The sequence below is a fragment of the Dyella sp. GSA-30 genome, assembly GCF_027924605.1.
Taxonomy (GTDB): Bacteria; Pseudomonadota; Gammaproteobacteria; order Xanthomonadales; family Rhodanobacteraceae; genus GSA-30.
Window position 1 is genome coordinate 5,042,771 of sequence record NZ_AP027042.1, and the last position, 23,700, is coordinate 5,066,470.

At 62.9% G+C, this 23,700-nt stretch carries 26 protein-coding genes and 1 tRNA gene; 13 read left to right on the forward strand and 14 right to left on the reverse strand.

Annotation, left to right across the window (positions count from 1 at the left end):
* Positions 1-3 precede the first annotated feature (3 nt).
* From ggt to rsmD, 5 genes are all read right to left on the reverse strand, one after another.
* Entirely contained in the window at positions 4-1,737 is a 1,734-nt protein-coding gene (ggt, locus tag QMG46_RS21760) for a gamma-glutamyltransferase (protein ID WP_281849988.1), read from the reverse strand.
* The gene (locus tag QMG46_RS21765) at positions 1,734-1,994 is read right to left on the reverse strand and encodes a YfhL family 4Fe-4S dicluster ferredoxin (RefSeq protein ID WP_281849989.1); all 261 of its coding nucleotides are present in this window, start codon (positions 1,992-1,994) and stop codon (positions 1,734-1,736) included. The genes ggt and QMG46_RS21765 overlap by 4 nt, the downstream gene beginning before the upstream one ends.
* Positions 1,995-2,144: 150 nt before the next feature.
* On the reverse strand, positions 2,145-2,651 hold the full coding sequence (locus QMG46_RS21770) for a hypothetical protein (RefSeq protein ID WP_281849990.1): 507 nt from the start codon (positions 2,649-2,651) through the stop codon (positions 2,145-2,147).
* A 35-nt stretch (positions 2,652-2,686) separates the two neighbouring features.
* Positions 2,687-3,211 carry a pantetheine-phosphate adenylyltransferase gene (gene coaD, locus QMG46_RS21775; protein ID WP_281849991.1) on the reverse strand — a complete coding sequence of 175 codons (525 nt, stop codon included), beginning with the start codon at positions 3,209-3,211 and terminating at the stop codon, positions 2,687-2,689.
* Between the two features lie 270 nt (positions 3,212-3,481).
* Positions 3,482-4,045, reverse strand: coding sequence for a 16S rRNA (guanine(966)-N(2))-methyltransferase RsmD (gene rsmD, locus QMG46_RS21780; protein WP_281849992.1), 564 nt, complete (start codon positions 4,043-4,045; stop codon positions 3,482-3,484).
* 89 nt (positions 4,046-4,134) lie between these two features.
* On the opposite strand from rsmD, the gene ftsY reads away from it, so the two are divergent.
* The 6 genes from ftsY (at position 4,135) to QMG46_RS21810 (ending at position 8,687) form a co-directional block, all read left to right on the forward strand.
* Positions 4,135-5,277 carry a signal recognition particle-docking protein FtsY gene (gene ftsY / locus QMG46_RS21785; RefSeq protein WP_281849993.1) on the forward strand — a complete coding sequence of 381 codons (1,143 nt, stop codon included), beginning with the start codon at positions 4,135-4,137 and terminating at the stop codon, positions 5,275-5,277.
* Positions 5,278-5,292: 15 nt separating this feature from the next.
* Positions 5,293-6,354, forward strand: a complete 1,062-nt coding sequence (locus QMG46_RS21790; RefSeq protein WP_345781781.1) for an AsmA family protein — start codon at positions 5,293-5,295, stop codon at positions 6,352-6,354.
* Positions 6,351-7,415, forward strand: coding sequence for an A/G-specific adenine glycosylase (gene mutY / locus QMG46_RS21795; protein WP_281849995.1), 1,065 nt, complete (start codon positions 6,351-6,353; stop codon positions 7,413-7,415). Before QMG46_RS21790 ends, mutY begins: the two co-directional genes overlap by 4 nt.
* Positions 7,412-7,684, forward strand: a complete 273-nt coding sequence (locus QMG46_RS21800) for an oxidative damage protection protein (RefSeq protein ID WP_281849996.1) — start codon at positions 7,412-7,414, stop codon at positions 7,682-7,684. The genes mutY and QMG46_RS21800 overlap by 4 nt, the downstream gene beginning before the upstream one ends.
* Positions 7,685-7,769: 85 nt before the next feature.
* Positions 7,770-7,845 (forward strand) — tRNA-Phe (locus QMG46_RS21805).
* 128 nt (positions 7,846-7,973) lie between these two features.
* Positions 7,974-8,687 carry a hypothetical protein gene (locus tag QMG46_RS21810; RefSeq protein WP_281849997.1) on the forward strand — a complete coding sequence of 238 codons (714 nt, stop codon included), beginning with the start codon at positions 7,974-7,976 and terminating at the stop codon, positions 8,685-8,687.
* A gap of 195 nt (positions 8,688-8,882) precedes the next feature.
* On the opposite strand, the gene QMG46_RS21815 is transcribed toward QMG46_RS21810, so the two are convergent.
* A complete protein-coding gene (locus QMG46_RS21815; protein ID WP_281849998.1) occupies positions 8,883-9,227 on the reverse strand; it encodes a helix-turn-helix transcriptional regulator in 345 nt (114 codons plus the stop codon).
* Between the two features lie 194 nt (positions 9,228-9,421).
* On the opposite strand from QMG46_RS21815, the gene QMG46_RS21820 reads away from it, so the two are divergent.
* The gene (locus tag QMG46_RS21820) at positions 9,422-10,177 is read left to right on the forward strand and encodes a hypothetical protein (RefSeq protein WP_281849999.1); all 756 of its coding nucleotides are present in this window, start codon (positions 9,422-9,424) and stop codon (positions 10,175-10,177) included.
* Positions 10,177-10,959, forward strand: coding sequence for a hypothetical protein (locus QMG46_RS21825; RefSeq protein WP_281850000.1), 783 nt, complete (start codon positions 10,177-10,179; stop codon positions 10,957-10,959). Before QMG46_RS21820 ends, QMG46_RS21825 begins: the two co-directional genes overlap by 1 nt.
* 68 nt (positions 10,960-11,027) lie before the next feature.
* Here the strand turns inward: QMG46_RS21825 and QMG46_RS21830 are convergent, their stop codons facing one another.
* The 5 genes from QMG46_RS21830 to QMG46_RS21850 all read right to left on the reverse strand — a co-directional run bounded on the left by QMG46_RS21830 (position 11,028) and on the right by QMG46_RS21850 (position 17,258).
* A complete protein-coding gene (locus tag QMG46_RS21830) occupies positions 11,028-14,123 on the reverse strand; it encodes an error-prone DNA polymerase (RefSeq protein ID WP_281850001.1) in 3,096 nt (1,031 codons plus the stop codon).
* The gene (locus QMG46_RS21835; RefSeq protein ID WP_281850002.1) at positions 14,120-15,517 is read right to left on the reverse strand and encodes a Y-family DNA polymerase; all 1,398 of its coding nucleotides are present in this window, start codon (positions 15,515-15,517) and stop codon (positions 14,120-14,122) included. Before QMG46_RS21835 ends, QMG46_RS21830 begins: the two co-directional genes overlap by 4 nt.
* Positions 15,518-15,526: 9 nt before the next feature.
* A complete protein-coding gene (gene imuA / locus QMG46_RS21840) occupies positions 15,527-16,150 on the reverse strand; it encodes a translesion DNA synthesis-associated protein ImuA (RefSeq protein WP_281850003.1) in 624 nt (207 codons plus the stop codon).
* Positions 16,150-16,770, reverse strand: a complete 621-nt coding sequence (gene lexA / locus QMG46_RS21845) for a transcriptional repressor LexA (RefSeq protein ID WP_281850004.1) — start codon at positions 16,768-16,770, stop codon at positions 16,150-16,152. The genes imuA and lexA overlap by 1 nt, the downstream gene beginning before the upstream one ends.
* A 182-nt stretch (positions 16,771-16,952) precedes the next feature.
* Positions 16,953-17,258: a hypothetical protein gene (locus tag QMG46_RS21850; protein ID WP_281850005.1), complete on the reverse strand. Its 306-nt coding sequence runs from the start codon at positions 17,256-17,258 to the stop codon at positions 16,953-16,955.
* Positions 17,259-17,263: 5 nt separating this feature from the next.
* Here QMG46_RS21850 and QMG46_RS21855 point away from each other — a divergent pair, with 5 nt between their 5' ends.
* The 5 genes from QMG46_RS21855 (at position 17,264) to QMG46_RS21875 (ending at position 20,818) form a co-directional block, all read left to right on the forward strand.
* A complete protein-coding gene (locus tag QMG46_RS21855) occupies positions 17,264-17,833 on the forward strand; it encodes a hypothetical protein (protein ID WP_281850006.1) in 570 nt (189 codons plus the stop codon).
* A 201-nt stretch (positions 17,834-18,034) separates the two neighbouring features.
* Positions 18,035-18,946: an SOS response-associated peptidase family protein gene (locus QMG46_RS21860; RefSeq protein WP_345781782.1), complete on the forward strand. Its 912-nt coding sequence runs from the start codon at positions 18,035-18,037 to the stop codon at positions 18,944-18,946.
* Between the two features lie 2 nt (positions 18,947-18,948).
* Positions 18,949-19,575: a DUF6988 family protein gene (locus QMG46_RS21865; protein WP_281850008.1), complete on the forward strand. Its 627-nt coding sequence runs from the start codon at positions 18,949-18,951 to the stop codon at positions 19,573-19,575.
* A gap of 1 nt (position 19,576) precedes the next feature.
* On the forward strand, positions 19,577-19,945 hold the full coding sequence (locus QMG46_RS21870) for a hypothetical protein (protein ID WP_281850009.1): 369 nt from the start codon (positions 19,577-19,579) through the stop codon (positions 19,943-19,945).
* Between the two features lie 3 nt (positions 19,946-19,948).
* Entirely contained in the window at positions 19,949-20,818 is an 870-nt protein-coding gene (locus QMG46_RS21875; RefSeq protein ID WP_281850010.1) for a GIY-YIG nuclease family protein, read from the forward strand.
* Positions 20,819-20,908: 90 nt separating this feature from the next.
* Here QMG46_RS21875 and QMG46_RS21880 read toward each other — a convergent pair whose 3' ends face one another.
* The 3 genes from QMG46_RS21880 to QMG46_RS21890 all read right to left on the reverse strand — a co-directional run bounded on the left by QMG46_RS21880 (position 20,909) and on the right by QMG46_RS21890 (position 23,676).
* On the reverse strand, positions 20,909-21,349 hold the full coding sequence (locus QMG46_RS21880; RefSeq protein WP_281850011.1) for a DUF6573 family protein: 441 nt from the start codon (positions 21,347-21,349) through the stop codon (positions 20,909-20,911).
* A gap of 444 nt (positions 21,350-21,793) precedes the next feature.
* Entirely contained in the window at positions 21,794-22,561 is a 768-nt protein-coding gene (locus QMG46_RS21885; protein ID WP_281850012.1) for a hypothetical protein, read from the reverse strand.
* A 104-nt stretch (positions 22,562-22,665) separates the two neighbouring features.
* A complete protein-coding gene (locus QMG46_RS21890) occupies positions 22,666-23,676 on the reverse strand; it encodes a hypothetical protein (protein WP_281850013.1) in 1,011 nt (336 codons plus the stop codon).
* Between the last annotated feature and the right edge of the window lie 24 nt (positions 23,677-23,700).

Genomic DNA, 23,700 nt, shown 5'->3' on the forward strand with positions numbered 1-23,700 from the left:
GCGTTATTGCACCTTGCCAAGCCCCGAAGGCCGGCGCGGGTCGCTCGCTGCATCGAGCTTGTGCGTCTTCAGATCCCAGGTGACCACATTCATAAAGCCCCACGACTCACGCGTCTTCAGGTCGTAGCCCATCGCGGTTAGCGCATCGGAGGTCTGCTTGTCGAACGCGCCTTCTTCCACATCGACGCGGTCGGGCATGAACTGGTGATGGAAACGCTTCTGTGCAGCGATGTCGGTGGCGCTCTTGCCGTCGACAAACGCCAGGATGCCTTCGAGCACCTGGGTGATGATGGTCGAGCCGCCCGGCGAGCCAATCACGCCAACGCGGTCCGGGCCGATCACGATGCTCGGCGCCATCGAGGACAGCATGCGCTTGCCCGGCTCCGGCGCGTTCGCCTTGCTGCCCAGCAGGCCATAGACGTTCGGCTTGTTGGGCACTAATGCAAAGTCGTCCATTTCATCGTTGAGCAGCACGCCGGTATCGCCTGCAACAAAAGTCGAACCGAGCGTGTAGTTCACCGTCGACGTGATCGACACCATGTTGCCGTCGGCATCGATGATCGAGAAATGCGTGGTATGCATACCCGGATCGGTGCCGCCGCTGGATGGCAGCATCGACGACGGCGTCGCCTTGTCGGGCAGGATGGTCTGGCGCAGGCCATCGGCGTAGTACGGCGACAACAACATGTCCATCGGGATCTTCACGAAATCCGGGTCGCCCAGGTAATCGTTGTGATCGCGGAACGCACGACGCATCGCCTCGATCACCAGATGCGTGCGATGTGCGTCATCGAGTTTGGTCAGGTCGAAGCCGGAAAGGATATTGAGGATCTCCGCGATCGCCACACCACCGGAAGACGGCGGCGGCGCGGTGACGATCTTGTAGCCGCGGTAGTCGAGCACGATCGGCTCGCGCTCTTTTACGCGATAGCTTTCCAGGTCCTTCAACGTCCAGCGGCCGCCGGCAGCCTTGACCGCATCGACCATCGCCTTGGCCGTTTCGCCGCGATAGAAACCATCCAGGCCGTGCTCGGCGATACCCTCGAGCGTCTTGGCCTGGTTGGGATCGCGCCACAGTTCACCTTCGGCTGGCGCCTTGCCGTCGGGTAGGAACTTGGCCGCCGAGGCGGGCCAGCGCTTGATATCTTTCTGCCGCGACTGGATCGCGCCGGCAAGACGGCTGTCGAGCTTGAAGCCATCCCGCGCCAGCTTGATCGCAGGCGCCAGCGACACTTTCAGCGGCAGCTTGCCGTAATGCTGGGCCAGCCACACCAGGCCGGCGGGCTGCCCCGGAATACCGGCGGACAGCGGGCCATTGAGCGAGTTGTCGCGATTGGGCGTGCCATCGGCGTTGAGGTAGTCCTTCACGTCGACTGCCGCCGGTGCGGTTTCGCGCGCATCGATAAAGATGTCACGGCCGTCGGAAGCACGGTGCAGGATGCCCATGAAGCCGCCGCCGGTGCCCGAGCTTTCCGGCTCCACCACCGATAGCGACGAAGCTACCGCAACCGCCGCATCGAATGCGTTGCCACCTTTGGCGAGCACTTCCAGACCGGCTTCGGTGGCGTGGAAGTTCGCGCTGGCGATCGCCGCATGGCCGGGCTTTTCGCGTGCAACGAGCGTGGACTTGGCCGGGCTATGTGCAGCCCCATTCTGCGGCGCGACATCAGCCGCAAAGGCCGCACTGCCGCTTACCACCAAGCCAAGCAGCAACGCAGGCCCATTGAGAAACCTCATGCTCCAGTCTCCTTGCTCATCAATTGCTGGTATTTGAGTTCGAGTTGCGCGTGCGTCTCGGTGTGGTTCGGGTCGACCTCGATGCATTCGACCGGGCAGACCACCACGCACTGCGGCTCGTCATGGTGCCCGATGCATTCGGTGCACAACGAGGGATCGATCACGTAGTACTCCTCGCCAAGCGAGATGGCCTTGTTCGGGCAGACCGGTTCGCAGACGTCGCAATTGACGCAGGTATCGAGGATTTTCAGGGACATAAAGACGAGTTTACACGAGGGACGGATGGGCGCCTTATAACGATTGAAGGCCCGCAAATGACGTGGGGGCGATTCCCGCCGTGGCAACCCGTACGGGCCGCTACGGCGGAAACCGCCCCCGCGTCCAAGAGCGCAGATGCGCCCTTGCGATTACATCGCGACGAAACGCACCTGCGCGCCGGTCGGCTGCAGCGTTTCGGTGACGCGCTGCTGGTCAGCCTGGTCGCCGATGAACAGGATGATCACATCCTTGAACGAACCCGGCTTGGCGTCCTTGAACGCGGCCTGGATCAGGTCGGCGGTCTTGGCGGACTCCGGACCGGCAAACACCAGCATATTGCCCGGCAGCACGCCACGGGCGATCACGTCCTGCACGTTCTGCAGCTGACGGTCGCGCGACGCCTTGGCGTCATCGGTGTCGCCGGCATTGACCAGGTACGGGTACGGACGGTCGGCCGTCATACCCTGCATGTTCTGGGTGACGATCTGGCCGAGGTAGGCATTCCACGCCTTGGAGTCGTTCGGATCGGTCGGCTTGGCAACCTTCTGCACCTGTTGCTGCTGCGAAGCCTGTTGATCGTCATCCGACTTGCTGCAACCGGACAGGACCACGGCACCGGTGAGCGCGAGGAGGGCAACGAGAGCGAACTTACGCATGATGATCACCTTGAATGTTTTTGCGTTGAATGGAATCAAGCCTGCTCGGACAGACTCTGTTGCCAGCGCTGACGCATGGCCTGTTGAACCGCCGGATGCACGAAGCCGGAAATATCGCCGCCGAGGCGGCCGATCTCGCGCACCAGCGAGGAAGAAATAAAGCTGTACTGCTCGGCCGGCGTCAGGAACAACGTCTCGACCTTGGGAATCAGATGGCGGTTCATGCTGGCCAGCTGGAATTCGTATTCGAAATCGGACACAGCGCGCAGCCCGCGGATGATCACGCCGGCGCCGATCTGCGAGACGAAGTCGGCCAGCAGGCAATCGAAACCGCGCACTTCCACATTGCGCAGATCGGCCAAGGCCAGACGCGCCAGCGCAATGCGCTCGTTGAGGCTGAAGCCCGGCCCCTTGCCCTTGTTCGGGCTCTCGGCCACCGCCACCACGATGCGCTCGAACAGCGGCGCGGCGCGCGCGACCAGATCGGCATGGCCGTTGGTGATCGGGTCGAAGGTGCCTGGGTAAACGGCGAGACGTGTATTGACCGGCGGCTTGTCCACGGAAAGGTCGCGGTTCGGTGAAAAAGGAGCGCTAGCTTAGCCCAAGGCGCGGCCAATATCTCGGGTTTTGCCGTACTGGTGCGGATGCTGGGGTGCGGGCTATCGAGCCTCCGACAAACTTCCCTACTCGTCATCCCGGCGCAGGCCGGGACCCAGTGGCTTCGGTTCTTGGTTTTCGCCGCAGGGCGAATGCTTGACGACTCTCGCGACAAACGACTTCAAAGCCACTGGGTCCCGGCCTGCGCCGGGATGACGGATAGGAAGGGGTTTCTAGGACTCCACTCGCCGATAAAGCGCATAACGCACCTCACCGGCTGCACCTTCCCTATGAAGCGCCCAGCCAGCAGGCAAAGCCGGGGCTCCATCACGTGGCGACTCCACATAAACCCAGGCCCGCGGCGCCAGCCAGCCACCCTGCTCCAACCGTTCGGCCAAGCCGCCCCACAAGTCCAGGGCAAACGGCGGATCGAGAAACACCAGATCGAACGCCTGCACCGCGCCCTGCAGATAAATTGCCGCATCCAGCGTACTGACCTCACCACCGGGCATCTTCAACCGCAGCAGATTCCCGCGCAGCGCCTGCGCCACCCGCGCATCACGCTCGACAAAGCGCACGCTGGCCGCCCCGCGCGACAAGGCCTCGATCCCAAGCGCCCCCGTACCGGCGCACAGGTCCAGGCAGCGCGCCCCCGAGATCACCGGCATCAACCAGTTGAAAAGGGTTTCGCGCACGCGCTCGGGCGTGGGCCTGAGCCCGGGCAGGTCGGGTACTTCCAGGCGCGAGTTGCGCCATTGGCCGCCGATCACGCGGATACGACCGGGGGTAGCGCTCATGCGCGGCCTCCGCCAGAGGGGCCGCGCTCAGCGGTGGGTATGAATGAGGGTGGTAGCATTCCCTCTATTGTCTTTGAATCCCCGCCCCGATGCTCAAGTTCTGGAAGAAGAAGCCCACCGACACGGCCGAAGAACAGCGCCAGGACGCCCCGGCGACCGCCGCGGATGCCGCCGCGCAGGACCTGTCCCCCACGTTGGGCGAAGCCCTGGCCGAAGCCGCACCACCGGAGGCCGCGCCGGCCGCCGACGAGGCCGTCGAATACCTTCCCGAGCAGGCCACGCCCGCACCGGTTGCCGCCGAAGCGGCAGCGGCAGGTAAGCGCTCCTGGCGTGAGCGGCTTTCCGGCAGCGGCTTTGCCCGCGGCCTCAGCACGCTGTTCAGCCGCAACCCCAAGCTGGACGACGACCTGCTCGACCAGCTCGAAACCACCCTGATTACCGGCGACGTCGGCGTCGAGGCCAGCACACAGCTGGTCGAGTCGCTGCGCAAGCGCATGCACAAGCGCGAGTTCGCCGACGCCAACGCCCTGCTCGCCGCGCTGCGCAAGGCGCTGGTCGATCAATTGACGCCGGTACAGCAACCGCTCGATGTCAGCGGTCGCAAGCCGTTCCTGATTCTTACCGTCGGCATCAACGGCGTCGGCAAGACCACCACCATCGGCAAGCTTGCACGCCGCTTCCGCGACGAGCGCCGTAACGTGATGCTGGCCGCTGGAGACACGTTCCGCGCCGCCGCGGTCGAGCAGCTCAAGACCTGGGGCGCGCGCAACGACGTGCCGGTGATCTCGCAGGGCCAGGACGCCGATTCGGCCAGCGTGATCTTCGACGCGCTGCAAGCCGCGCGCTCGCGCGATGTCGACGTGCTCATCGCCGACACCGCCGGCCGCCTGCACACCCAGGGCGGCCTGATGGACGAGCTGGGCAAGATCGCCCGCGTGCTGAAAAAAATCGACGCCGAAGCGCCGCATGAAGTACTGATGGTGATCGACGGCACTACCGGCCAGAACGCAGTGAGCCAGGTTCGTCAGTTCCGCCAGATCGTCGGCGTGACCGGCCTGGTGGTGACCAAGCTCGACGGCACCGCCAAGGGCGGCGTGGTGTTTGCCCTGGCGCGCGAATTCGGCCTGCCGATTCGCTTCATCGGCCTTGGCGAAACCGCAACCGACCTGCGTGTGTTCGATGCCCAGGCGTTTGTCGACGGTCTACTACCGGCAGCGTTGGGCCATGCGTAAGCACCGTTCGCCGCGATGATGTCACGCACGCTTCGCCTCGCGCTGATCATCCTCGCCAGCACTATGCTGATCGTCGCGCTGGTGGCGATCGTCACCGTGCATCTGTTGCTGCAGCCGGAGCGTTTCACCGCGATGCTGCAAAACCAGGCACGCGCGGCAGGGCTCGAACTCAATCTCGCCAGCCCCGCCAGCCCGTCGCTGTTTCCACGCCCCGCGCTGGAGCTGCAGGGCCTGACCTTGAATGCGCAAGGCGCCACCGCACCGATCCTGATCGCCGCCAACGGCCGGCTCGCCCTGCCCTGGCGCACGCTGTTCGGCGGCGACACGGTGATCACGCAGATGGAGATCGATTCGCCGCGTGTCGACCTCGACGCCCTGCAGGACTGGTTCTCCAACCTGCCGCCGCGCCCGAGCAGTACGCCGCTGCAAATACCGCGCATCGATACAGGCATTCTGATCACTCGCGGCAGCATCCTCAGCGGCGAAAAACTGCTGCTCGACGATGTCACCCTGGAAGCCGGCAAGCTTGCCTCGGGCCAGGCATTTCCGCTGAGCGTTTCGGCACGTATCGCGAACGGCGACGCGATCCAATTGCGCCTTACCGGCACGCCGCGCATTGCCGGCCAGGCGCTGCAGTTGGACAACATCGCGCTGCGTCTCTCGCAAGGCAGCTCGCTGGTGTTGCAGCTGACCGGCGACGCGCGCTGGCATGGCGCGGCCGATGCCTCGGTAAGGCTGGGCGGCAAGCTCGATCACGCCGACGCCGGCAGCTACAACGTGGCGGTAACGCTGACGCCGGCAAACCAGACCGATCCGCTGCTGCTCGCGCTGAAACTCGACGGCCCCGACAGCCATGCCGATCTCAAGCTGCCGCCGGTCGCCTTGACGCATTGGTGGTCGCAGCTTGCCGATGCCGATCAACCCGGCTTATCGCTGCCACCCGGCAGCGGTCAGGTCGATATCGGCAAGGTCGACACCGGCAGCGTCAGCATCGAAGGCCTGCATCTGGAAACCGGACCGGCAGCACCCGCCGCGGCCAGCAGCACCACGGCGCCGACCGCAGCTCCCAAACCATGAACGATTTCGCTGCTGCGTTACTGGCCTGGTTCGATCGCCACGGCCGCAAGGACCTGCCCTGGCAGCAAGCCGATGCCAAGGGTCGCCGCGATGCTTATCGCGTTTGGCTGTCCGAAGTGATGCTGCAGCAGACGCAGGTCGCCACCGTCATTCCTTATTTCGAGCGCTTCGTTACCGCACTGCCGACGCTGCGCGACCTCGCTGGCGCAGAAGAAGACCAGGTGCTCGCGCTTTGGTCGGGCCTTGGCTACTACCGCCGTGCACGCTTTCTGCATCGCGCGGCGCAGCTTTGCGTCGAGAAGCATGACGGCCAGATGCCGCCCGATTTCGATGCACTCGCCGCCCTGCCCGGCATCGGCCGCTCAACGGCGGGCGCGATTCTGGCGCAAGCCTATGGACTGCGATTCCCGATCCTCGATGGCAACGTCAAGCGCGTACTCACGCGCTTTCATGGCGTGCACGGCCACCCCGGCGAAAGCGCGGTCGAGAAAAAACTCTGGCAATACGCCGACGAGCACACGCCCGCCGAGCGCGTCGCCGACTACACGCAGGCGATCATGGATCTGGGTGCCACGCTTTGCGTGCGCTCGCGGCCGCTGTGCCTGGCCTGTCCGGTGGCCGATCATTGCGTGGCCAAGCGCGACGGGCTGACCGCGCAATTGCCCACACCAAAGGCAAGCAAGACCATTCCGACGCGCGCCACGGTGATGCTGATCCTGCGCGACGAGCACGATCGCGTGTTGCTCGAACGGCGCGGCCCGCAAGGCGTGTGGTCCGGTTTGTGGAGCCTGCCCGAAGCGAGCGATCACGACGACGCGTGGCGCGTCGCCCAAGGTCTCGCACGCATCGACGACGTCGTCGCACTGACACCGTTCGTGCACGTTTTCAGTCACTACCGCTTGAATGTCGAACCCTGGCTGTTCGACGACGCCAGCGCCGCCAAGGCCGTAAACGACACGCCCAACCTGCGCTGGTACACCCTCACCGAATCGCTCGCACTCGGCCTGCCCGCCCCCGTGCGCAGCCTGCTGCAAGCACTCCCCGCAAGGAAACCCGTATGAGCCGCACCATCCACTGCGCCAAGCTCGGCATCGACGCCGAAGGCCTCGATTTCGCCCCCTGGCCGGGCCCGCTCGGCCAGCGCGTCTACGCCGAGATCTCCAAGCCCGCATGGCAGCAATGGCTGGCCCACCAGACCATGCTGATCAACGAATACCGCCTCAACCCGCTCGACCCCAAGGCCCGCCAGTTCCTGGGCACCGAGATGGAAAAATTCCTCTTTGGCGGCGACGTCAAACAGCCCGAAGGCTATGTGGCGCCTCAAGACTAGGCCATGAGTCTTGACGCGAGCCGTCGCGTTCGGTTTAATACGCGGCTCCACGCAGTATCGATGATCGTTCCAGATCATCCACCCTGGCCGGGTAGCTCAGTTGGTAGAGCAGGGGATTGAAAATCCCCGTGTCGGCGGTTCGATTCCGTCCCCGGCCACCACATTTTCAATGATTTAGCCTGCCTCTTCGGCAGGCTTTTTCGTTTGTGGGCCCGCGGTGGGCCCCTGCGGTTCTCTTTTTGCGCGACTGCCATTTGCTCGCTGCGGATCACGTCGATACGCTGCATGCATGCCGCAAAAAACACTCGAAGAACTGGCCGCCGATCCGTTTCTCGCATCCCTTGCGGGTCGCGACGACGCATCACTGCTGATGGAAGCGCACGTCGCGGGATTACTTCAAGTCAGCCCGAATGTGCTGGGGCAGTGGCGACGCGAAGGAAAGCAACCGCCAATCTGGTTGGATCCACATCGTCGTCCAGGTGAACCACCTCGCCCTGGTCGCACATCGATCCGCTACCCGTTGGGCCCACTTCGCGAATATGCGCGAGCCATGGTTGCAGCCGCACTCGCCGACTTCGAGGCGAACGACAAGACGAGCTCGTCCCACGACCCTGCTTTAACGCCGATTGCGCGAACCGATCGAGACCTTGCCGCTGACGCCTACAACTTGCCTGGGATGAAAGGCGGACGCCGCAAAGGGACGGGCAGAACGTTGCCCCGACACGCCTCGTTCGCATCATTTCTTGCTGCCGGTGCGCCAGCCGACGAATGGTTATTCATGCGCATGGGCGCGCGTCGAAGGCCCGTCGATTTCATCTTCTCCCTTGACTTGGAACTGGGCGAAGACGATGCGCCAGAGTGGCTATCCTTGGCTGCGTATCTCGATGCGCTGAACGCGTCGGCGCATGAAGAAACCATGGCCGCCATCGCCGAACAAGACCGCGATGCCATCGTGAAGATGGCCCCAGACCTGAACCCCAAACCAAGTCGGCCGAGGTCTTAAGCAACCGACGCAGGCGCCCATAACGACGCCGGACGGCCTTTTCTGAATACCTGCAATCCGACTATTCCATAGGTTGAAGTGATAGCCTCACCTGTGCGATACATGCACCGCCGGGAAGTCAGGCGCTACGGTGTGCCCCTTGCATAAAGTCTTGACCGACGCCCGACCGGGCCGCTGCTAATCCAGCGGCCCGTTTTATTTCCGGGCTCTTGGAGGCTTCTTGGCGGCAGCCTTGGCAGCGGGCCTTGCGGGAGCCTTACGGGTCAGCCTCGGTGGCCGCCGATGGCTCTCCAGCGCCTTCAATCTTTGCTCAAACTGCACGGCAAAACGGGGAAAAGTGACCCCATAAATCTCGCAAAACTCCCGCACCTGGACCAAATCCAGATTTCGTCGCCCGACTTCCACCGCTGAAACGTAGGTCTGCGGTCGTCCCAGCGCCGCTGCGGCCTCGACCTGGGTGAGGTCGGCCCGTCGGCGAAGGTCAAACAGCAGCGTGATCAGCTCCAGGTGCTCCGGGGAGTGAACTGTTTTCCGCTTCATTATGCCGTCCAAAAAAGAGGTCGGCCGTCAAACTATTACTCGCTATACGCCTACGCGGAACTCGTGTCTTTACCCGTATTACGACTATTCGTTTACCCTTCGTTTTGTGTATCGATCGTATGCTCGCTTCGCCAGGGACGGACCGGGTGCGTCTGGCGCGAAGTCGTATTCACCCGCCGAAACAGGGGTTTCGCATGAAAAGGTTACGTTGGCTTCTGACCACTGCCGCGCTCGTCGGAATGGGCCTGGCGCCCGTTGCGGTTCTCGCGCAGGACACCGGCCTTTCGGGATTCCTCCACCGCGCGGGTGCCGCCGTGACCCGGACCGCCACCGCCGCAACCCACCCAACGGGGTCTCCACAGCAAGTTGACCCGGCTGGCGCCGTGACCACTGGGCCGTATTTCCGTCCGATCAGTCCCGCTCACGGCGGACGATTTGAAGGGCTCTTTGCGAACTTCCGGCCGGGCTTGAACTCATTCCCACGCGCCGCCCTCACCTTTACCCACTATGGCTCCGCGCTGCCTTGCTGGAATGTGACGGCAAGGATCTGGCAGTCGGCGACGAAACACGAAGATGAGGTCTTCGAAATCTGCAACTCACCGATCGAGGCCCGGGATGCGGTCGGCAACGTCGCGACCGTCAACGTCGGCCAAGGCCTGCAGCTCGCCAACTTTCTGCTCCCGGCCCAAAACCTCGAAGGCGCGACGCATGCGCCCACGTCGACGGCTCGGAACAATGGAGTAAATCCACCCCTCATGTTTTTCAATATGCCGTTCACCGGGTCGACGGCGTATGCGATGAGCACCCAATATCGCCAGATGCTGCTTCGGTTGAGCTGGGTCTCCGATTTCGTTGATCCCGCTTCCCCGGATGTGAATTCAACGGTGGGCAAGGTCATGTGGACGGCCGGCTTCGATCCGAACGGAAACGCTGATAGGGCGGCGCTGTGATGGGCGCCCTTTCCTTTCGATTGTTCGTCGCTGCAGCTCTGGGATTCATCGGCTACGTCGGTGTGATGACGGTCTTTGCCCTGCTCCATCGCTTTCGCGTCAATGACGGTCCGATCCCTTACAGCGGATTTGTGGTCGGTGCGATGGTGGGATGGACGTGGGCCACGCGCATCGCAAAGAAGCGCGGCTGGATTGGGAAAGCTGGTTATGGACCGCCGCTGATCGTCGAGGATCGCGGCACATGGACCTACATCTACGCGCGGCCCAATGCGTTGCCGTTTCGGATCACCCTGGTTTCTGGAGCCCTTGCCCTTGCGCCAGCGGTGGCCATCGGCTTTCTCGCGGTGTCGAGCATGAGCCGGCCGCCGATCCCACTCTTCGCGCTCATCGTCGGTGTCGCACTGGTCACGCTCAGCGCGCTGTTTAAGCAGTTCTTCGCATGGTTCCACAACGGCCGTCGCAACATTCAACGCCATGGCTTTGGCGTTAGCCCGGTCGGAATCATCCTCGCCGACGGCACCACCATTCCTCATGCGTCGATTGCACGCATCACCGTCCGCAACGCATGGGACAGTCGTTTCGTGGTGGCTGCTGGGTCAGGCGTCGCAATGGGGGTGGCACAGATGGGCCTGGAGACACAGCGGCAGATCGGTCGCATCAGCTATGTCGTCAGCGTGGAACACCAAGGCATGCAAAGTGTATTGGCCGGAGGGCTCGACGAGACTTTGGCGCGTGCAACCATGCAGGAAATCACCCGCCGACTGCCTCGTTCACTTGTGTGATGCGCAACAGCCGCGGTCCGATCGGCGCCGACCTCCATCGGGCCAGGTCGAATGTTGGTTTCCATGGACTAACGAAAATCCCGTGACCGAGCATCCAATCCACCCAGCAGGGTCGTGAGATCAAGCAGCCTCCGGGCAACCACGTGACACGTTCCGTCCACCATCTGCCACACCCCCTCTACCCCCAGCAGTTGCGACTCCAGCAACTCGCGCCGCTGGACCTCCGCAATCCGTCGCCACACGATCACGTTGACCATCCCGTGCTCGTCCTCCATGGTCAGGAACGTCACGCCGCTGGCCGTTTGAGGACGCTGGCGCAACGTCACGATGCCGGCGACGCGCACCCAACTTTCATGTGGTCGCGTTCGGAGTGTCTTGCTGTCGAGGCATCGCGCCGCGCGCAAGCGAACGCGGATTTGTTGCATGGGGTGTGGCCCCAGGCTGAGGCCCACGCGGGCGTAATCCGCCAGCGTGTTCTCGGCCTGCGTCGGCAGCGGCAATGCCACGCTCGTCTCGGCAGGGCTGTCCCCGCCGAACAGCGGCAACTGTGGCTCGACACCCGCAATCGCCCACTGAGCCCGGTGGCGATGACCGGCCAGGGAACGCAAGGCACTCGCTTCCGCCAGCAAGTCCTGGTGGCGCTTATCCAAACTGGCCCGCGCACACAGATCGGCCACATCGACGAAGGGCCGTTGAGACCTCGCCGCCTGGACGGCCAACGCGACAGTCTCATTGAAACCGCGGAGCTGGCGGAATCCCAATCGGATCGCCCAGCGTCCGCGTGGATCGGGCTCCAACGTGTTGTCCCAATCGCTGGTCCGGATGTCCACCGGGCGCACCGCGATGCCGTGCCGCTGGGCGTCTTGGACGATCTGCGCTGGCGCGTAGAAGCCCATGGGTTGCGCGTTGAGCAATGCACACGCGAATGCGGCCGGGTGGTGGCATTTCAACCAGCAGGACGCATAGACGATGCCGGCGAAGCTGGCGGCATGGCTCTCCGGAAAGCCATACGAACCGAAGCCCTTGATTTGCTCGAACAACTGTTCCGCGAACCCCGGCGTGTAGCCGCGTTCCAACATGCCCGCCATGATGCGCTCGCGGTGTTTCTCCATGCCGCCGTGCCGTTTCCAGGCCGCCATCGCGCGGCGCAACTGATCGGCTTCGCCGGGGGTATAGCCGGCGGCCACGATCGCCAACTTCATGACTTGCTCTTGGAACAGCGGCACGCCCAAGGTTCGCTCAAAGACGACCTTCAAGTCCTCCGATGGATAGTCCACGGGCTCTTCCTTGCGTCGGCGCCGCAAGTAGGGATGCACCATATCGCCCTGGATGGGTCCCGGCCGCACGATGGCCACCTGGATCACCAGGTCATAGAAGTTCTCCGGGCGGTGCCGCGGCAGCATCGCCATCTGCGCACGGCTTTCGATCTGGAACACGCCGATGGTGTCGCCGCGTTGAATCATCTCGTACGTGGTCGGGTCTTCGGCCGGGAGTGTTGCCATCGTCAGGTCCACCTGCTCGTGCCGGCGCAACAGGTTCAGGCACTTCTGAACGCAGGTGAGCATGCCCAGCGCCAAACAATCCACTTTCAGAAGATTCATCGTGTCCAGATCGTCCTTGTCCCATTGGATGATCGTGCGATCCGGCATCGCGGCATTCTCGACCGGGACGAGTTCGTGCAGGGGAGCATCGGCGATCACGAACCCGCCGACGTGTTGCGACAGGTGGCGCGGCATGTCGATGAGTTCGGCGGTCAGGGCCACAACCTTCCGGATCACCGCGCTTTGCGGATCAAACCCACGTTCGCGCAACAAGTCAGCCAGCGACACCTCGCCATCCCACCACGCAAAGATTTTGCTCAAGAGATCCACCTGGTCGAGCGGCAAACCCAATGCCTTGGCCACATCCCGCACCGCGCTCTTGCCCCGGTAACAGATGACCGTGGCCGCCAGCGCTGCGCGCTCGCGGCCGTATTTGCGGTAGATGTATTGGATGACTTCCTCTCGGCGTTCGTGTTCGAAGTCGATATCGATGTCAGGGGGTTCGTTGCGCTCCTTGCTGATGAAGCGCTCGACCAATAGGTTCATCCGAGCTGGATTCACCTCGGTCACGCCCAGCGCAAAACACACCGCGCTGTTCGCTGCCGATCCACGCCCCTGGCACAAGATGCCTTGGCTGCGTGCGAACCGCACGATGTCCTGGACCGTGAGGAAATAGGGCTCATACCTCAGGTGCTCGATGAGCTCCAGCTCATGCTCGATTTGCGACAGGGCTTTCGGGGGCACTCCCATCGGCCAGCGCCAACGTGCGCCCTCCTCCGTCAACTGGCGCAACCATTGGATGGCGGTGTAGCCAGTGGGCACCAACTCGGCGGGATACTGGTAACGCAACTCATCAAGCGAAAACCGGCAGCGCTCGGCGATTCGCACCGTTTCGGCTAACAAGCGCTCCGGATACAAAGTATCCAACGTGGTGCGCTTGCGCAGGTGACGCTCACCGTTGCGAAACAGCACGGCGCCAGCCTCCGCGATCGTCAGTCGGTGGCGAATGGCGGTCATCGTGTGCTGAAGCGGCAAGCGTCGCCGAACATGCATGTGGACATCGCCCGCCGCCACACAGGGCAGCCCCAGGGCGTCGCCCAGCGCCAGCAGATCCGCACAGCGGCGCGGATCGTTCGAGTCACGCACCAACTCGACCGCCAGCCAAGCGCAGTCGCCAAAGGTCGCCTTGACCCAATTCCCTTCCGAGCGATCCGGCTGTCGTCCCGGCATCCACAACGCCAGCACGCCCGCATGGCCTTCGGATGTCTTTACCATCGCCTCGACGTTCTCGCGGGTAAGAACGTAGGTGCCCTTTGCCGAAGCTCGCCGGCCCTGGGTGATCATCTGGCACAAAGCGGTGTAGCCGCCTTTCGTTTCCGCCAGCAAGACCATCTTGGGGCCATCGTGAAGTTGGACTTCGGTGCCGACAATCAGCTTGACGCCGGTTTCCCGTGACGCCTCCAGGGCACGCACGATGCCGGCCATCGAACATTCGTCCGTGATCGCCAATGCGGTATAGCCGCAGGCCTTGGCCCGCTCGAACAACTCGCGCGCCGTCGAAGCGCCGCGCTGAAACGAAAAGCAACTCAGGCAGTGGAGTTCGGCATACGGGGGCGCACTCATGCGAACCAGCCGTGCAGCATCCAGCCGCCCTCCTCATCCGGCGGACAAAACGCCCACGCGCGCTGCCCTTGCATCGTTTCGACCAAGTAATAGTCGCGCCGCACAGGATCACCATCCCACCAGCCCGTTTCCATCCGCTCGGGGCCTGCAAGCACCTTGGGCGCAGGGCCGCGCAACGGGATCGGCCGCTCCAGCAACCACGTTGGTCGTGGCCACACTTCAGCGTGACCCTCATCGCGTGCGCCGACCCGCTGCGATCGTTCCGGGCGCGGATCGATGGTCGTGGATATCTGATACACCGCATCATCGCCAAGGCGCGCACGCAGACGTTCGCGAACCTGTTCGAACGGCAACGCATCGGCAGGCCGCTCGTCGAACAGGTCCCGGCCTTCCGGCACGAATGGCGGGAGGTGTTCGGCCTTGAGGCGCACCGCTAGCACGGGTGCGGGCAACGTGGTCTGCTCCATGCGTCCGCGGGCCGCCTCGAACAACACCCCTGCACCGCGCTCGGGCGACAGCATGCCAATGGTCACCGCCGTCGCGCCTTCACGGTGTTCGAGGTGGAGTGTGAAGCGTTGAACCCCGCCATCGCGGGAGGACAGGTAAGCGGCCAGGTCCGCGGTCATCCGCCGCAAGGGGAACACCAGTGCGGCAACGTTCTCGACTTCGTGCGAGAGCTCAATGCGCCAGTCCACCGAATCCGGAGGGGCGTAGAGCGCCAGCCCAGCCGGTCGGTCGCCCAGCAGTTGGTCGAGCGCATCCAGCAGCTCGGCGCCGAACCGTCGGCGCAATCCGTCCCGAGGCATGCGCAGAAGCTGGCCCAGGGTGCGGATGCCCATACCGGCCAAGGCCTGGGCTGATTGGGGCAATCGGCCCTTCCCCAACGGCACCGGGTCGAGCGCCCGGCGCAGGTGCTCTGGGGTGGCGACGGCCAAGCCATCGCCGACGCCGGCCAGCACGTAGGCCCCGTGCGGCGTTGGCGCGGCGGCCAGCCGGTGCCGAAATCCCAACGCCGTCAGGTCGGCCCGTAGGCGGCGCTCAATCTCGGGCCAGGGTCCGAACAGGCCCTGGCTATGGCTGACTTCCAGCACCAAGGCATGCGGCAGAAGGCACACCTCGGACGAATATCGGTAGGCCACCCCTGCCAAGAAGGTTTGCCACCGTCCGACCTCGGTGGCGTCATGGGGCACGACGGCAAACTGGGCCAACAGTGCCTGTGCGGCGCTCAGCCGCTGGCCGACCCGTAAACCGGCGGCGCGGGCCTCAGCATTGAGCGCGACGATGGTTCGGGTCTGGATCGGGCCATCGACCAAGACCAAGGGACCCGAGTCATCCCGGCGGCGGAGGACCCCATCCAGCGCCAGATGAGGCAGCAATACGCAGGCCCAGAGCATGGGGCGCCCTCAAGGGGCCGTGTCCGCAAAGGGGACCGGGCGCTGAGGGACATTCCCACCCCGGCATTTGCGCACCCAGATGGCCGGATCCGGATAGGCGGTGAGTTCGACCCGCAACGGGGCCGGCGAGGCGTTGGCCAAATGGCGGCGATCGCGGAACACAAAGCCCAATGCCCGGCCATCGGCCGCGGCGACCTGCAGCCGACGCATCGCCCGGTCGTCGGCGTGGCGGGGCCAGACCAGCACGGCTGCACAACTACCGGACCGAAGGCATTGCTCCGCGGCCCACAGGACCTCGGACTCGGGTGCCCGGACAAAGTGGACCTGGCCCAGGGCCAAGCCTTGCTGGCGCCAGCCCATCCCGCACGGGACGTAGGGCGGCGACACGACCACCACGGGGCGCTTGCCCTGGGTCAGCCGGGCCAAGGTGGGCAGCACCAGGCGGAGCTCCCCCACCCCATCCAGGGGCAAAAGAATTTCCGACACCGACGCGTCGGGCCAACCTGCCGTGGGTAACGCCGCATCAAGCTCGGGCCAACCCGTCGGCTGGTCGCCGGCCGGGATGGGTGCGGCATCGCCCCGCCAGACCCGGCGCGCATCGAGCAAATCCGTGAGGGCAACCACCGCTCCCATCAGCTCCGCCTCAGCAGACCTGCAAACAAGCCTTCGATGGCGAAGTCGTCGGTGGGGTCCGGATCGATCGGGTGGTAGCCGGGACTGTTAGGCAGCAACCGGATCACATCACCCAACATGTGCAGCCGCTTGATGGTGAAACGGTCCCCGCCGACTCGGGCGGCGACCACTTGGCCGTGCCGGGCCACCGGGGTGGCGTGAACCCCAACAAGGTCACCGTCCAGGATGCCTTCATCGCGCATCGAGTCACCGATGACCTCGACCAGATAGTCGGGCTTAAGCTTGAACAGCCAGCGGCTGACACGCACGGTCTGCTCGACGCGCTCGGCCGAGAAGATGGGTTCACCGGCCGCGATCCGGCCGACAAGGGGCAGCTCCATCGTGTCGGCGTCCAGGGGATCGGCCTCGTCCACCAGGCGGATGCCCCGGGCCTTGTTTCGCTCGATCGTCAAGCGACCTTTGGCCTCCAGCGAGCGCACGTGTTTGAGCACAGCGCTGACGTGCCCAATGCCCAGGGCCTGCCCGATTTCGTCCAGGGTGGGGGCTTCTCCATCCCGCTCCAGGCGGGCGCGGATGAAGGCGAGGATGTTGGCTTGGCGGCTGGTGAGTGTCAGGGTCATAACCGCATCATTTCACCTTTTTAGGTGAAAATGGAAGGGCCAGCAGCCGAGCCGCCCTCCCATCAACCGCTTGTCGTCGCCACGGGTTACATGTTCGTTCTTGGCCGATGTAGCGGCGACGCCATTCAACGACCGGGACCGCGCGGCTTGCTCCTCAATTCACTGCGTAAAGCAGGCCAATCTCACTTGTCCTGATCCCGATCAGTTACTCCATCGCGATCCAACGCTTTGCGCTCTTCCATGATCGCTTGAACGGCGTCGGCGATAGGCGCTTCCCGCCGCATGTGGGCACGGGTGATGAGCACCGCCCCAACCGCCTGCGCGAATGCTTCTGCCGAGCGCGGCCTTGAATGAAGCTCTGCGAGCTTGTTGATGATGTCGCCGTCCGAAATGTCGGAGCGGTCCGCGACCCTGAGCCAATACCGATCGGATCGATCAGCGCCTTGTTGCGTAAAAGTCCGCCGTGGCGGCGGTGTGTCACTCGACATGATTGATGCCTCCTTTTCAGGTCAAGGTTGCGGTGGCCGCAAACCTCGGGCGATGCCGTCATCGCCCAGGCAACATTGCGCGTGAAACCGTGGTCGGTGAGCGATGGCCACGTTCGATTTTCGTTTATGCCGATCGAGTTCGAGGGCACTGCTTCGCCTGCGAGCACGCGAGAACAAAACACAAACCAATAAAATTAGTGAAATTCAGATTGAACCATGAACGACAAAAAGCGATCCCGCATGTGTGCTTTTTGAAAACGCTCAATTTGATAGCGGCACAACGTTCTTTGCTGGCGTTGTGTCGTCCCTCAATCAAAAAGAGCAGATTAAAGATGACAAATTTTTTCTTCCATCGATATGCCGAATCCGCACGTCAAGCCATCCTCGCCTGCGAAGTAACCGAGCACACGCCGCTCGGCTGGCGACTGTCCATGGACGCCTTATTCTCAATCTGGGACGTCTATGGGCAGGGTTACTTCGATCATGCCCTCTTCTCACTGCGTCGAGACGGTCTGATCCACTGGACCTCGGGGAACCGGGTCTACCTGACCAGGCGTTCCTCACCGGCGCGATAACCTTCCAGGGCACCCCGCCAGGGGTGCCCTCTAATCCATGACGTGACGAGCCTCCTCGGAGGCATGATCACCTCTGTCTCAGCCCCTGAGCCGACGCCTGACGTAAGATCTAGCGATCACGGTGCCGGGGGGCATGCCATGTGTTACTCAGCGTTAGCTTGGGCGGACTATCACCGCTTCACCCGCGAGTTCGGGGCCATCTTGTCCATCGGTGCGTTCGTGAAGCTCTTTGGCGACCGGGGCCGCGGTGCCAAGCTCAAGATTCCCAAGGCCATGGCCGACGCCTTTGCCCACCCCACCACGGACGAGGAGCGGGAGGTCAAGGCGGCCATTGACGCCTTCAGTGCCGCACAGGCTCCCCTGCTGGAACAGGAGCTCTTCAAGCAGAAGAAACGCCTGGCCGACGCCGAGCGTAAGTTGGCGAGCGGCAAACCCACCAAGAAGGCGGCGGAAGACCAGCGCATCGCGCTCAACAAGATCCCCGACCTTCAGACCAAACTGGCCGACCTTCGGCGCACAGAGCCCAAAACCCGAGACAACCGCATTTTTCCGGACAGCTATGCCCCGGTGATGCTCATGCGCGGCGGGCAACAGGTCGTCATGCCGATGCGCTACCACTGCCGCCCCGCGGGCATGCCCGCCAGCATCGACCGCACGAAAGACGGCAAGGTCAGCGGCACCTACAACGCGCGGCGCGATAACTTAGAGCGATTCTGGCGGGGTCAGTTCGGTTACACGCACGCGATCATGGTGGTCACGGCGTTCTACGAGAACGTGTCCAAGCATGCGATGGAACACCGTGCGCTGGCGCCGGGCGAACCCGAGCAAAATGTCGTCGTTGAGTTCAACCCGAACCCGCCACAGACGATGATCATCGCCTGCCTGTATTCCCATTGGACCGCGCCTGGGGAAGAGGATCTGTGGTCCTTTGCGGCGATCACCGACGAGCCACCTCCGGAGGTCGCGGAGGCTGGGCACGACCGCTGCATCATCCAGATCAAGCCCGAGCACGTCGACGCCTGGTTGAACCCGGATCCGGCCAACCGCGAAGCACTCTACGCGATCCTGGATGATCGGCCACAGGCGATCTACAACTATCGGCTGGCCGCATAAGCATGATCGCAGAACTGCTGCAGCAATCGGATGCGTTCCAGGACGCGCTGAACGAAATCTTTGTCACGGCGCCTCCGCCGATGTTGGATGAGCCACGTCATGACATGTGTTCGGTGAGTGCCCTGCTGGCGGTAGAACATGGCTCCGCGGCCCGCCTGTGTTTCGCCGCCAACTGTCCGCAGGCGGCCACTGTGCTCATGCGCCCCCAGTTTGAAGCTGCGGTGCGCGCGAGTTGGTTGCTATACGCCGCCAGCGACACAGAAATCGCTCTCGTGAGCGGCCCCCTGGATGAGGAATCGGACCGACTTGCGCGCAAACTGCCGGGCGCCACTGACATGCTTAAAGTGTTAACGGAAAAAGCCCCAGAAGGATTGGTGGCCCCACTCCAGCAGTTCCATACCGTCGCCTGGAAGGCGTTGAACTCGTATGTTCATACCGGGCTCCACCCACTGCGCCGCCGCAGCGAAGGCTATCCTTTGGGGCTGGCGGTCCAAGCGATCCGCAGCGGCAATGGACTGCTTCATGTGTCTTATCGACTGCTGGCGGCACTGACCGGCTCTCAAGCGACGATGACGAAGGTCACCCGAATCTGGGAAGCTCACCAGGCCTGTCTGCCCATAGGAGCCTGAAGTGACCTCAACGATGGAACGGATAACGAAACGAGACCGGGTGCTGGAGGCCATCAAAGCGATCGGCAGGCCCTGCTCGATCAAGACCATGCAGGAATGGTTGGAGCATCGATATGCGGGGCCACCCTATGCCGATGTGCCCAATTATTTGTCCGCCCTGACGGTCAACGATCGCAGTCGCCGCCACAACGACCGCGGCCGAAAGAATTTCACACCGGATCCTCACCATCCCAGGGATTTGCTCATCAAGGCGCGCGTGCGCGGCACAAAGTTCGTGCGGTATTGGTTCTATGACCACGCCACCGACGCGCCGACCGCGCATGTCAGCAACGAGGACCTCGATTGGTCTTACAACAGGCGCAAGGGCTAACGCATGGATCAGTTGCTTCGCATCGGCTTTCACCACGTCGGTTATTGGATGCTTGACTCAAAAAGGACCGGAAGAATTCAATGCAGTTTGCGCACCGCCGCTCCCTATGAAAAGACGCTTTATGCATTCATCGTAAATGGCGACGTGAAATATGTAGGGAAGACGACGCGCACGCTGGCAATGCGTATGAAGGACTACGAGGCCGGCCTGCGTGAGCGAGAAAAGGCTTCCCGCAATGACATTCCAAGCCCACGAGCCCCCAGCACCAACGCCCGGGTAGGACGAGCTCTTTTCGCCGCGTTGTCTGGTGGCGATATGGTCGAAATCTATGTGTTGCCGGATGTCGATCTTCACCACTACGGCGACTTCCATCTCAACCTCGCCGCCGGTTTGGAGGACAGCATCATTGAGGTAATGGCCCCGGCGTGGAATGGTGGCAAAAAAGTCCTCAGCGACGGCACGGAGGAAGACATCAAGCAATCAAATGCGCCACTGCCGCCTACCAATCTTTCTTATCGTGACTGGCCCATCGCCACGGTCTTCATCAGGATGGGAAAGACCTACTGGGACCAAGGGTTCTTCAACGTCAGCGCCGAAGTTAGTGAGGCTTTTGGCGCAGACGGCGAGAACATTGAGATTTTCTGTGGCGACCAAGCGGAGCCGCTTCTTGGCACGATCAATCGGCGCGCCAACTCTAACCAGACGCCGCGTATCTTCGGCGGCAAGCGGTTACGGGAATGGATCCAGCCTAATCTGGCGCGCGATGCCACGATGCGAGTAGATGTGTTGACCCCCACCGCGATCCGACTGTCCGCCACCTCGGGTCAGCAGGATGGAAACGAGAGCCCAGATTGCGATACGCGGTCAGCGTGATTTGGAGCCATTGAGAGATTATTCGTAGACCAGAACCCGCTGACGGGTTCGCCGGAAAGCAGGCGCGGTGCCTCCCTCCCGGCGTGAGGCTCAGTCTTCGCGAATCACCATGATGGTCCCTACCGGTGCGCCGTCGTCGCCAGCATGGATGACCATGTAGAGGGCAACCGTCACCATCGAAGCGACACCGTCCCGCAGCACAACCGTTTCCACCTGAAAATCGATCCGGTTCGACTGCTGCTCAATTCCCGCTTGCTGCCGACGGCGATGCGCGCGGGCTTCCGCAACCGCAGCCAACAACAGCGTGTCTTCCCGCAGCCGCAGAATGGCCGCGAGCTTCGGGTCGGGTTCGTCCCACGCCACACAGGCGGCATGGACGGCGGTGGTGATCGCCACCGGCACACGGAATCCGACCTCTTGCGCTTGGGGCAGTTCGATCAGCACGCCGTCGCGGATCGCGTCCGCACGGGTGTAGGCGTAAACCAGATCGGCGTCGGTGAACAACGGAGGATGGTTGTGGCTCTTGCTCATGGTTCTTCTCGCTTCGTCAGGGCTGGCCCAGAGGGCAGCAGTTGAAAACTGCTGCCGATGGCAGCCGCCCTGCCCGGATGACCTGCGCGGTCAAGGGAGGAAGCGAGGAACTGGCGCGGCCCGCAGCCGCAGGCGAGGACACGGGTTCCGAACGACCCTTGACCGGAGAAGCGGGGCATTCGGGCCGCTCTTGATCTGGCTGTCGCCGTGGACGTTGGGAAGGCCGGACCGCCCTACGGTCCAGCCGTCTGGCGGTGGTGCTTTTGACTTAGCCCTGAAGGGCCGAAGTGGGGGCAAGTGGGTGGGCGACGTGCGTGGGTAACTCGCCCGAGTTATCCATCCACTCGTCCACGCACTTGTCCCCACGGTGCCGAGGGCATCGGCCTTGCCCTCATCGATCAACGACGCGTGGTGCCCACATTCCGCCGCCGATGCGGTTAGCCACTATCGCGCTCGCGCCTTTGCTTTCGCATCCACCGTTGCACCGCTGCGCTCAAGGGAATGCGTCCTCCGCCAAGGCCCAGAACGAGGGTCCTCTGGGTGGTCCAACGAGGACTCCCCTTCCGCGAGCGGCGGCCACGGGTAGACCAGCCACAAGGTATGCGGTGGATTCACGCGAGCTAAATGTCGCTTCACCGCGGCAAGATGCATACCCACCGCTTGGGCGATTGCTTCAGTGGACAGCCCGCCCTCCGCGTAGTCCTGCACCGCCGCTTGGCGTTCAAACGCCCTCATCTCCCGTGGCTTCAACTCGTAAGCACGTTGCTCTCGAAGACGCCGCTCATCTCCTCCGGAAGAGTTATAGGCGTCCTCAATGAGTTTGATCCGCTGCGCCAGGGATGGGTCGCCTTGTTGAAGGGCAGCATGAAGGGTTCGCATTCGATCAACGAGTCCGATCGCGGAATCGATCACGCCATCCTCAAACTGCCATCCTAGCTCACTGGCTACTCGTTCCCATTCGATTTGGGAAAATTCCTGATGGAGGATCGGCATCCCCATTGAACGCGCCAGCTGCAACACCCCTAACGCCAGGATATCGTCCACTTGATCGTAGAAATGGTCCGAACGCACCAACAGGGTTGGCAGCGGTGCCTGAGGATCGAGGAAAGCGAGATGAATCGCCTCAGCGAACGCGAGGCAGCGTTGTTGCTGACCTTCCTTCGTTTTCGGAAAGTCGTCCGGCATGACATTGGCTAGGTAATCGACGGCCACAAGACACCTTGGGTTGTGAAGGGTGTCTTGACGCTAGGATCGCCAACATGAATGTCAAGGCGCTGCATCCGCCCGCCACGACTGGGGCAACGGCACGGCGACCGTCAACCCAAAATCGTGATCGTGCCCGTTTTGTTGATCTCATAGAGAATCACCGACGCGCTGCAGCGATTCAGCGCGGCGGAAAGATCGCTCGCAAGCGTGCCCCCCTGGGGCAACACAATGTGCTTTCGGCAAGCGTCGCCGCGAGCATGCGTCATCAACTGCCCTATGGCTGTGTAGATGTCACCCCGATCTCGGGAGGTCTTGACCTCGAACAGGTCCGTCATCGTTCCCTGTCGCTCCAACGCCAAGTCAATCAAGACGTTCTTCTTGGAACTCGTGCCGGCGCGCGATCGAGGTATCGCCCATGCCTCCAGCGCTTTGACCACGTCACCGTGACGCGAAATGTAGTCAACGACGTCGGAACGTTTTCCTCTGCGACGCCCACTGGGCTCGTCGAAATAGTCCTTCAACTCAGCCACTTTCTTTCGAAAAGAGGCCGTGTCCAGTTCGCCAGCGCGCACCGCCTCTTTGAACTCGGCAATATCCTGGACGAAGGCGGTTAAGGGGGCAACAACGCCATCGCCATCGATGGGCATGACGAGCACCATGTGGCGCCGCGTTCCTTCACGGTCGAGAACATCGATGCGGGGCCGCGGTGTCCACGCCAAAAATTCCGTCTGACCGACGCCTTTCTGCCCGCCACCCACCCCGCCGCTGTGAGCCAAGTAACGCACTCCCGTGGACGGGTCCACCACGAAGCACCCCGCCACGCGCGCTGTGGGCGTCAGAGGAATGTTGATCTCCGCCGTGATATTGAGGCTCGATTGGTTGCCGTCGCCCCATTGGCCAAACCAGTTGTAGGTGCGCGGCGTCGCCCCTTCGTCCTCTGCTGTCGATCGGCGTGTGTGGAACCAAATCGTGCCGTCGGTGCGCACCTCCGCGTCACGCACATGACCGCTCGGAAAGCCGATGGTTTGTGCAGCGTTCGTTCGAAGCGCTTTTTTCAACTGCGCTTCGAGTTGGGCCTGAGCGGCATTCCGTTCAGCCGCTTGCTCGATGAGCATGAACATGTTGCCCCCTATCCAGCGGTGACC

Coding starts and splice junctions, on each gene's coding strand:
- rsmD (WP_281849992.1), bottom strand. CDS start 4,045: ATGAGCGCTACCCCCGGTCGTATCCGCGTGATCGGCGGCCAATGGCGC.
- QMG46_RS21835 (WP_281850002.1), bottom strand. CDS start 15,517: ATGCTCTGGGCCTGCGTATTGCTGCCTCATCTGGCGCTGGATGGGGTC.
- QMG46_RS21890 (WP_281850013.1), bottom strand. CDS start 23,676: ATGTTCATGCTCATCGAGCAAGCGGCTGAACGGAATGCCGCTCAGGCC.
- lexA (WP_281850004.1), bottom strand. CDS start 16,770: ATGACCCTGACACTCACCAGCCGCCAAGCCAACATCCTCGCCTTCATC.
- QMG46_RS21865 (WP_281850008.1), top strand. CDS start 18,949: ATGATCGCAGAACTGCTGCAGCAATCGGATGCGTTCCAGGACGCGCTG.
- QMG46_RS21820 (WP_281849999.1), top strand. CDS start 9,422: ATGAAAAGGTTACGTTGGCTTCTGACCACTGCCGCGCTCGTCGGAATG.
- QMG46_RS21815 (WP_281849998.1), bottom strand. CDS start 9,227: ATGAAGCGGAAAACAGTTCACTCCCCGGAGCACCTGGAGCTGATCACG.
- QMG46_RS21880 (WP_281850011.1), bottom strand. CDS start 21,349: ATGAGCAAGAGCCACAACCATCCTCCGTTGTTCACCGACGCCGATCTG.
- QMG46_RS21830 (WP_281850001.1), bottom strand. CDS start 14,123: ATGAGTGCGCCCCCGTATGCCGAACTCCACTGCCTGAGTTGCTTTTCG.
- QMG46_RS21855 (WP_281850006.1), top strand. CDS start 17,264: ATGCCTCCTTTTCAGGTCAAGGTTGCGGTGGCCGCAAACCTCGGGCGA.
- ggt (WP_281849988.1), bottom strand. CDS start 1,737: ATGAGGTTTCTCAATGGGCCTGCGTTGCTGCTTGGCTTGGTGGTAAGC.
- QMG46_RS21875 (WP_281850010.1), top strand. CDS start 19,949: ATGGATCAGTTGCTTCGCATCGGCTTTCACCACGTCGGTTATTGGATG.
- mutY (WP_281849995.1), top strand. CDS start 6,351: ATGAACGATTTCGCTGCTGCGTTACTGGCCTGGTTCGATCGCCACGGC.
- QMG46_RS21765 (WP_281849989.1), bottom strand. CDS start 1,994: ATGTCCCTGAAAATCCTCGATACCTGCGTCAATTGCGACGTCTGCGAA.
- ftsY (WP_281849993.1), top strand. CDS start 4,135: ATGCTCAAGTTCTGGAAGAAGAAGCCCACCGACACGGCCGAAGAACAG.
- imuA (WP_281850003.1), bottom strand. CDS start 16,150: ATGGGAGCGGTGGTTGCCCTCACGGATTTGCTCGATGCGCGCCGGGTC.
- QMG46_RS21850 (WP_281850005.1), bottom strand. CDS start 17,258: ATGTCGAGTGACACACCGCCGCCACGGCGGACTTTTACGCAACAAGGC.
- QMG46_RS21825 (WP_281850000.1), top strand. CDS start 10,177: ATGGGCGCCCTTTCCTTTCGATTGTTCGTCGCTGCAGCTCTGGGATTC.
- QMG46_RS21800 (WP_281849996.1), top strand. CDS start 7,412: ATGAGCCGCACCATCCACTGCGCCAAGCTCGGCATCGACGCCGAAGGC.
- QMG46_RS21810 (WP_281849997.1), top strand. CDS start 7,974: ATGCCGCAAAAAACACTCGAAGAACTGGCCGCCGATCCGTTTCTCGCA.
- QMG46_RS21790 (WP_345781781.1), top strand. CDS start 5,293: ATGATGTCACGCACGCTTCGCCTCGCGCTGATCATCCTCGCCAGCACT.
- QMG46_RS21770 (WP_281849990.1), bottom strand. CDS start 2,651: ATGCGTAAGTTCGCTCTCGTTGCCCTCCTCGCGCTCACCGGTGCCGTG.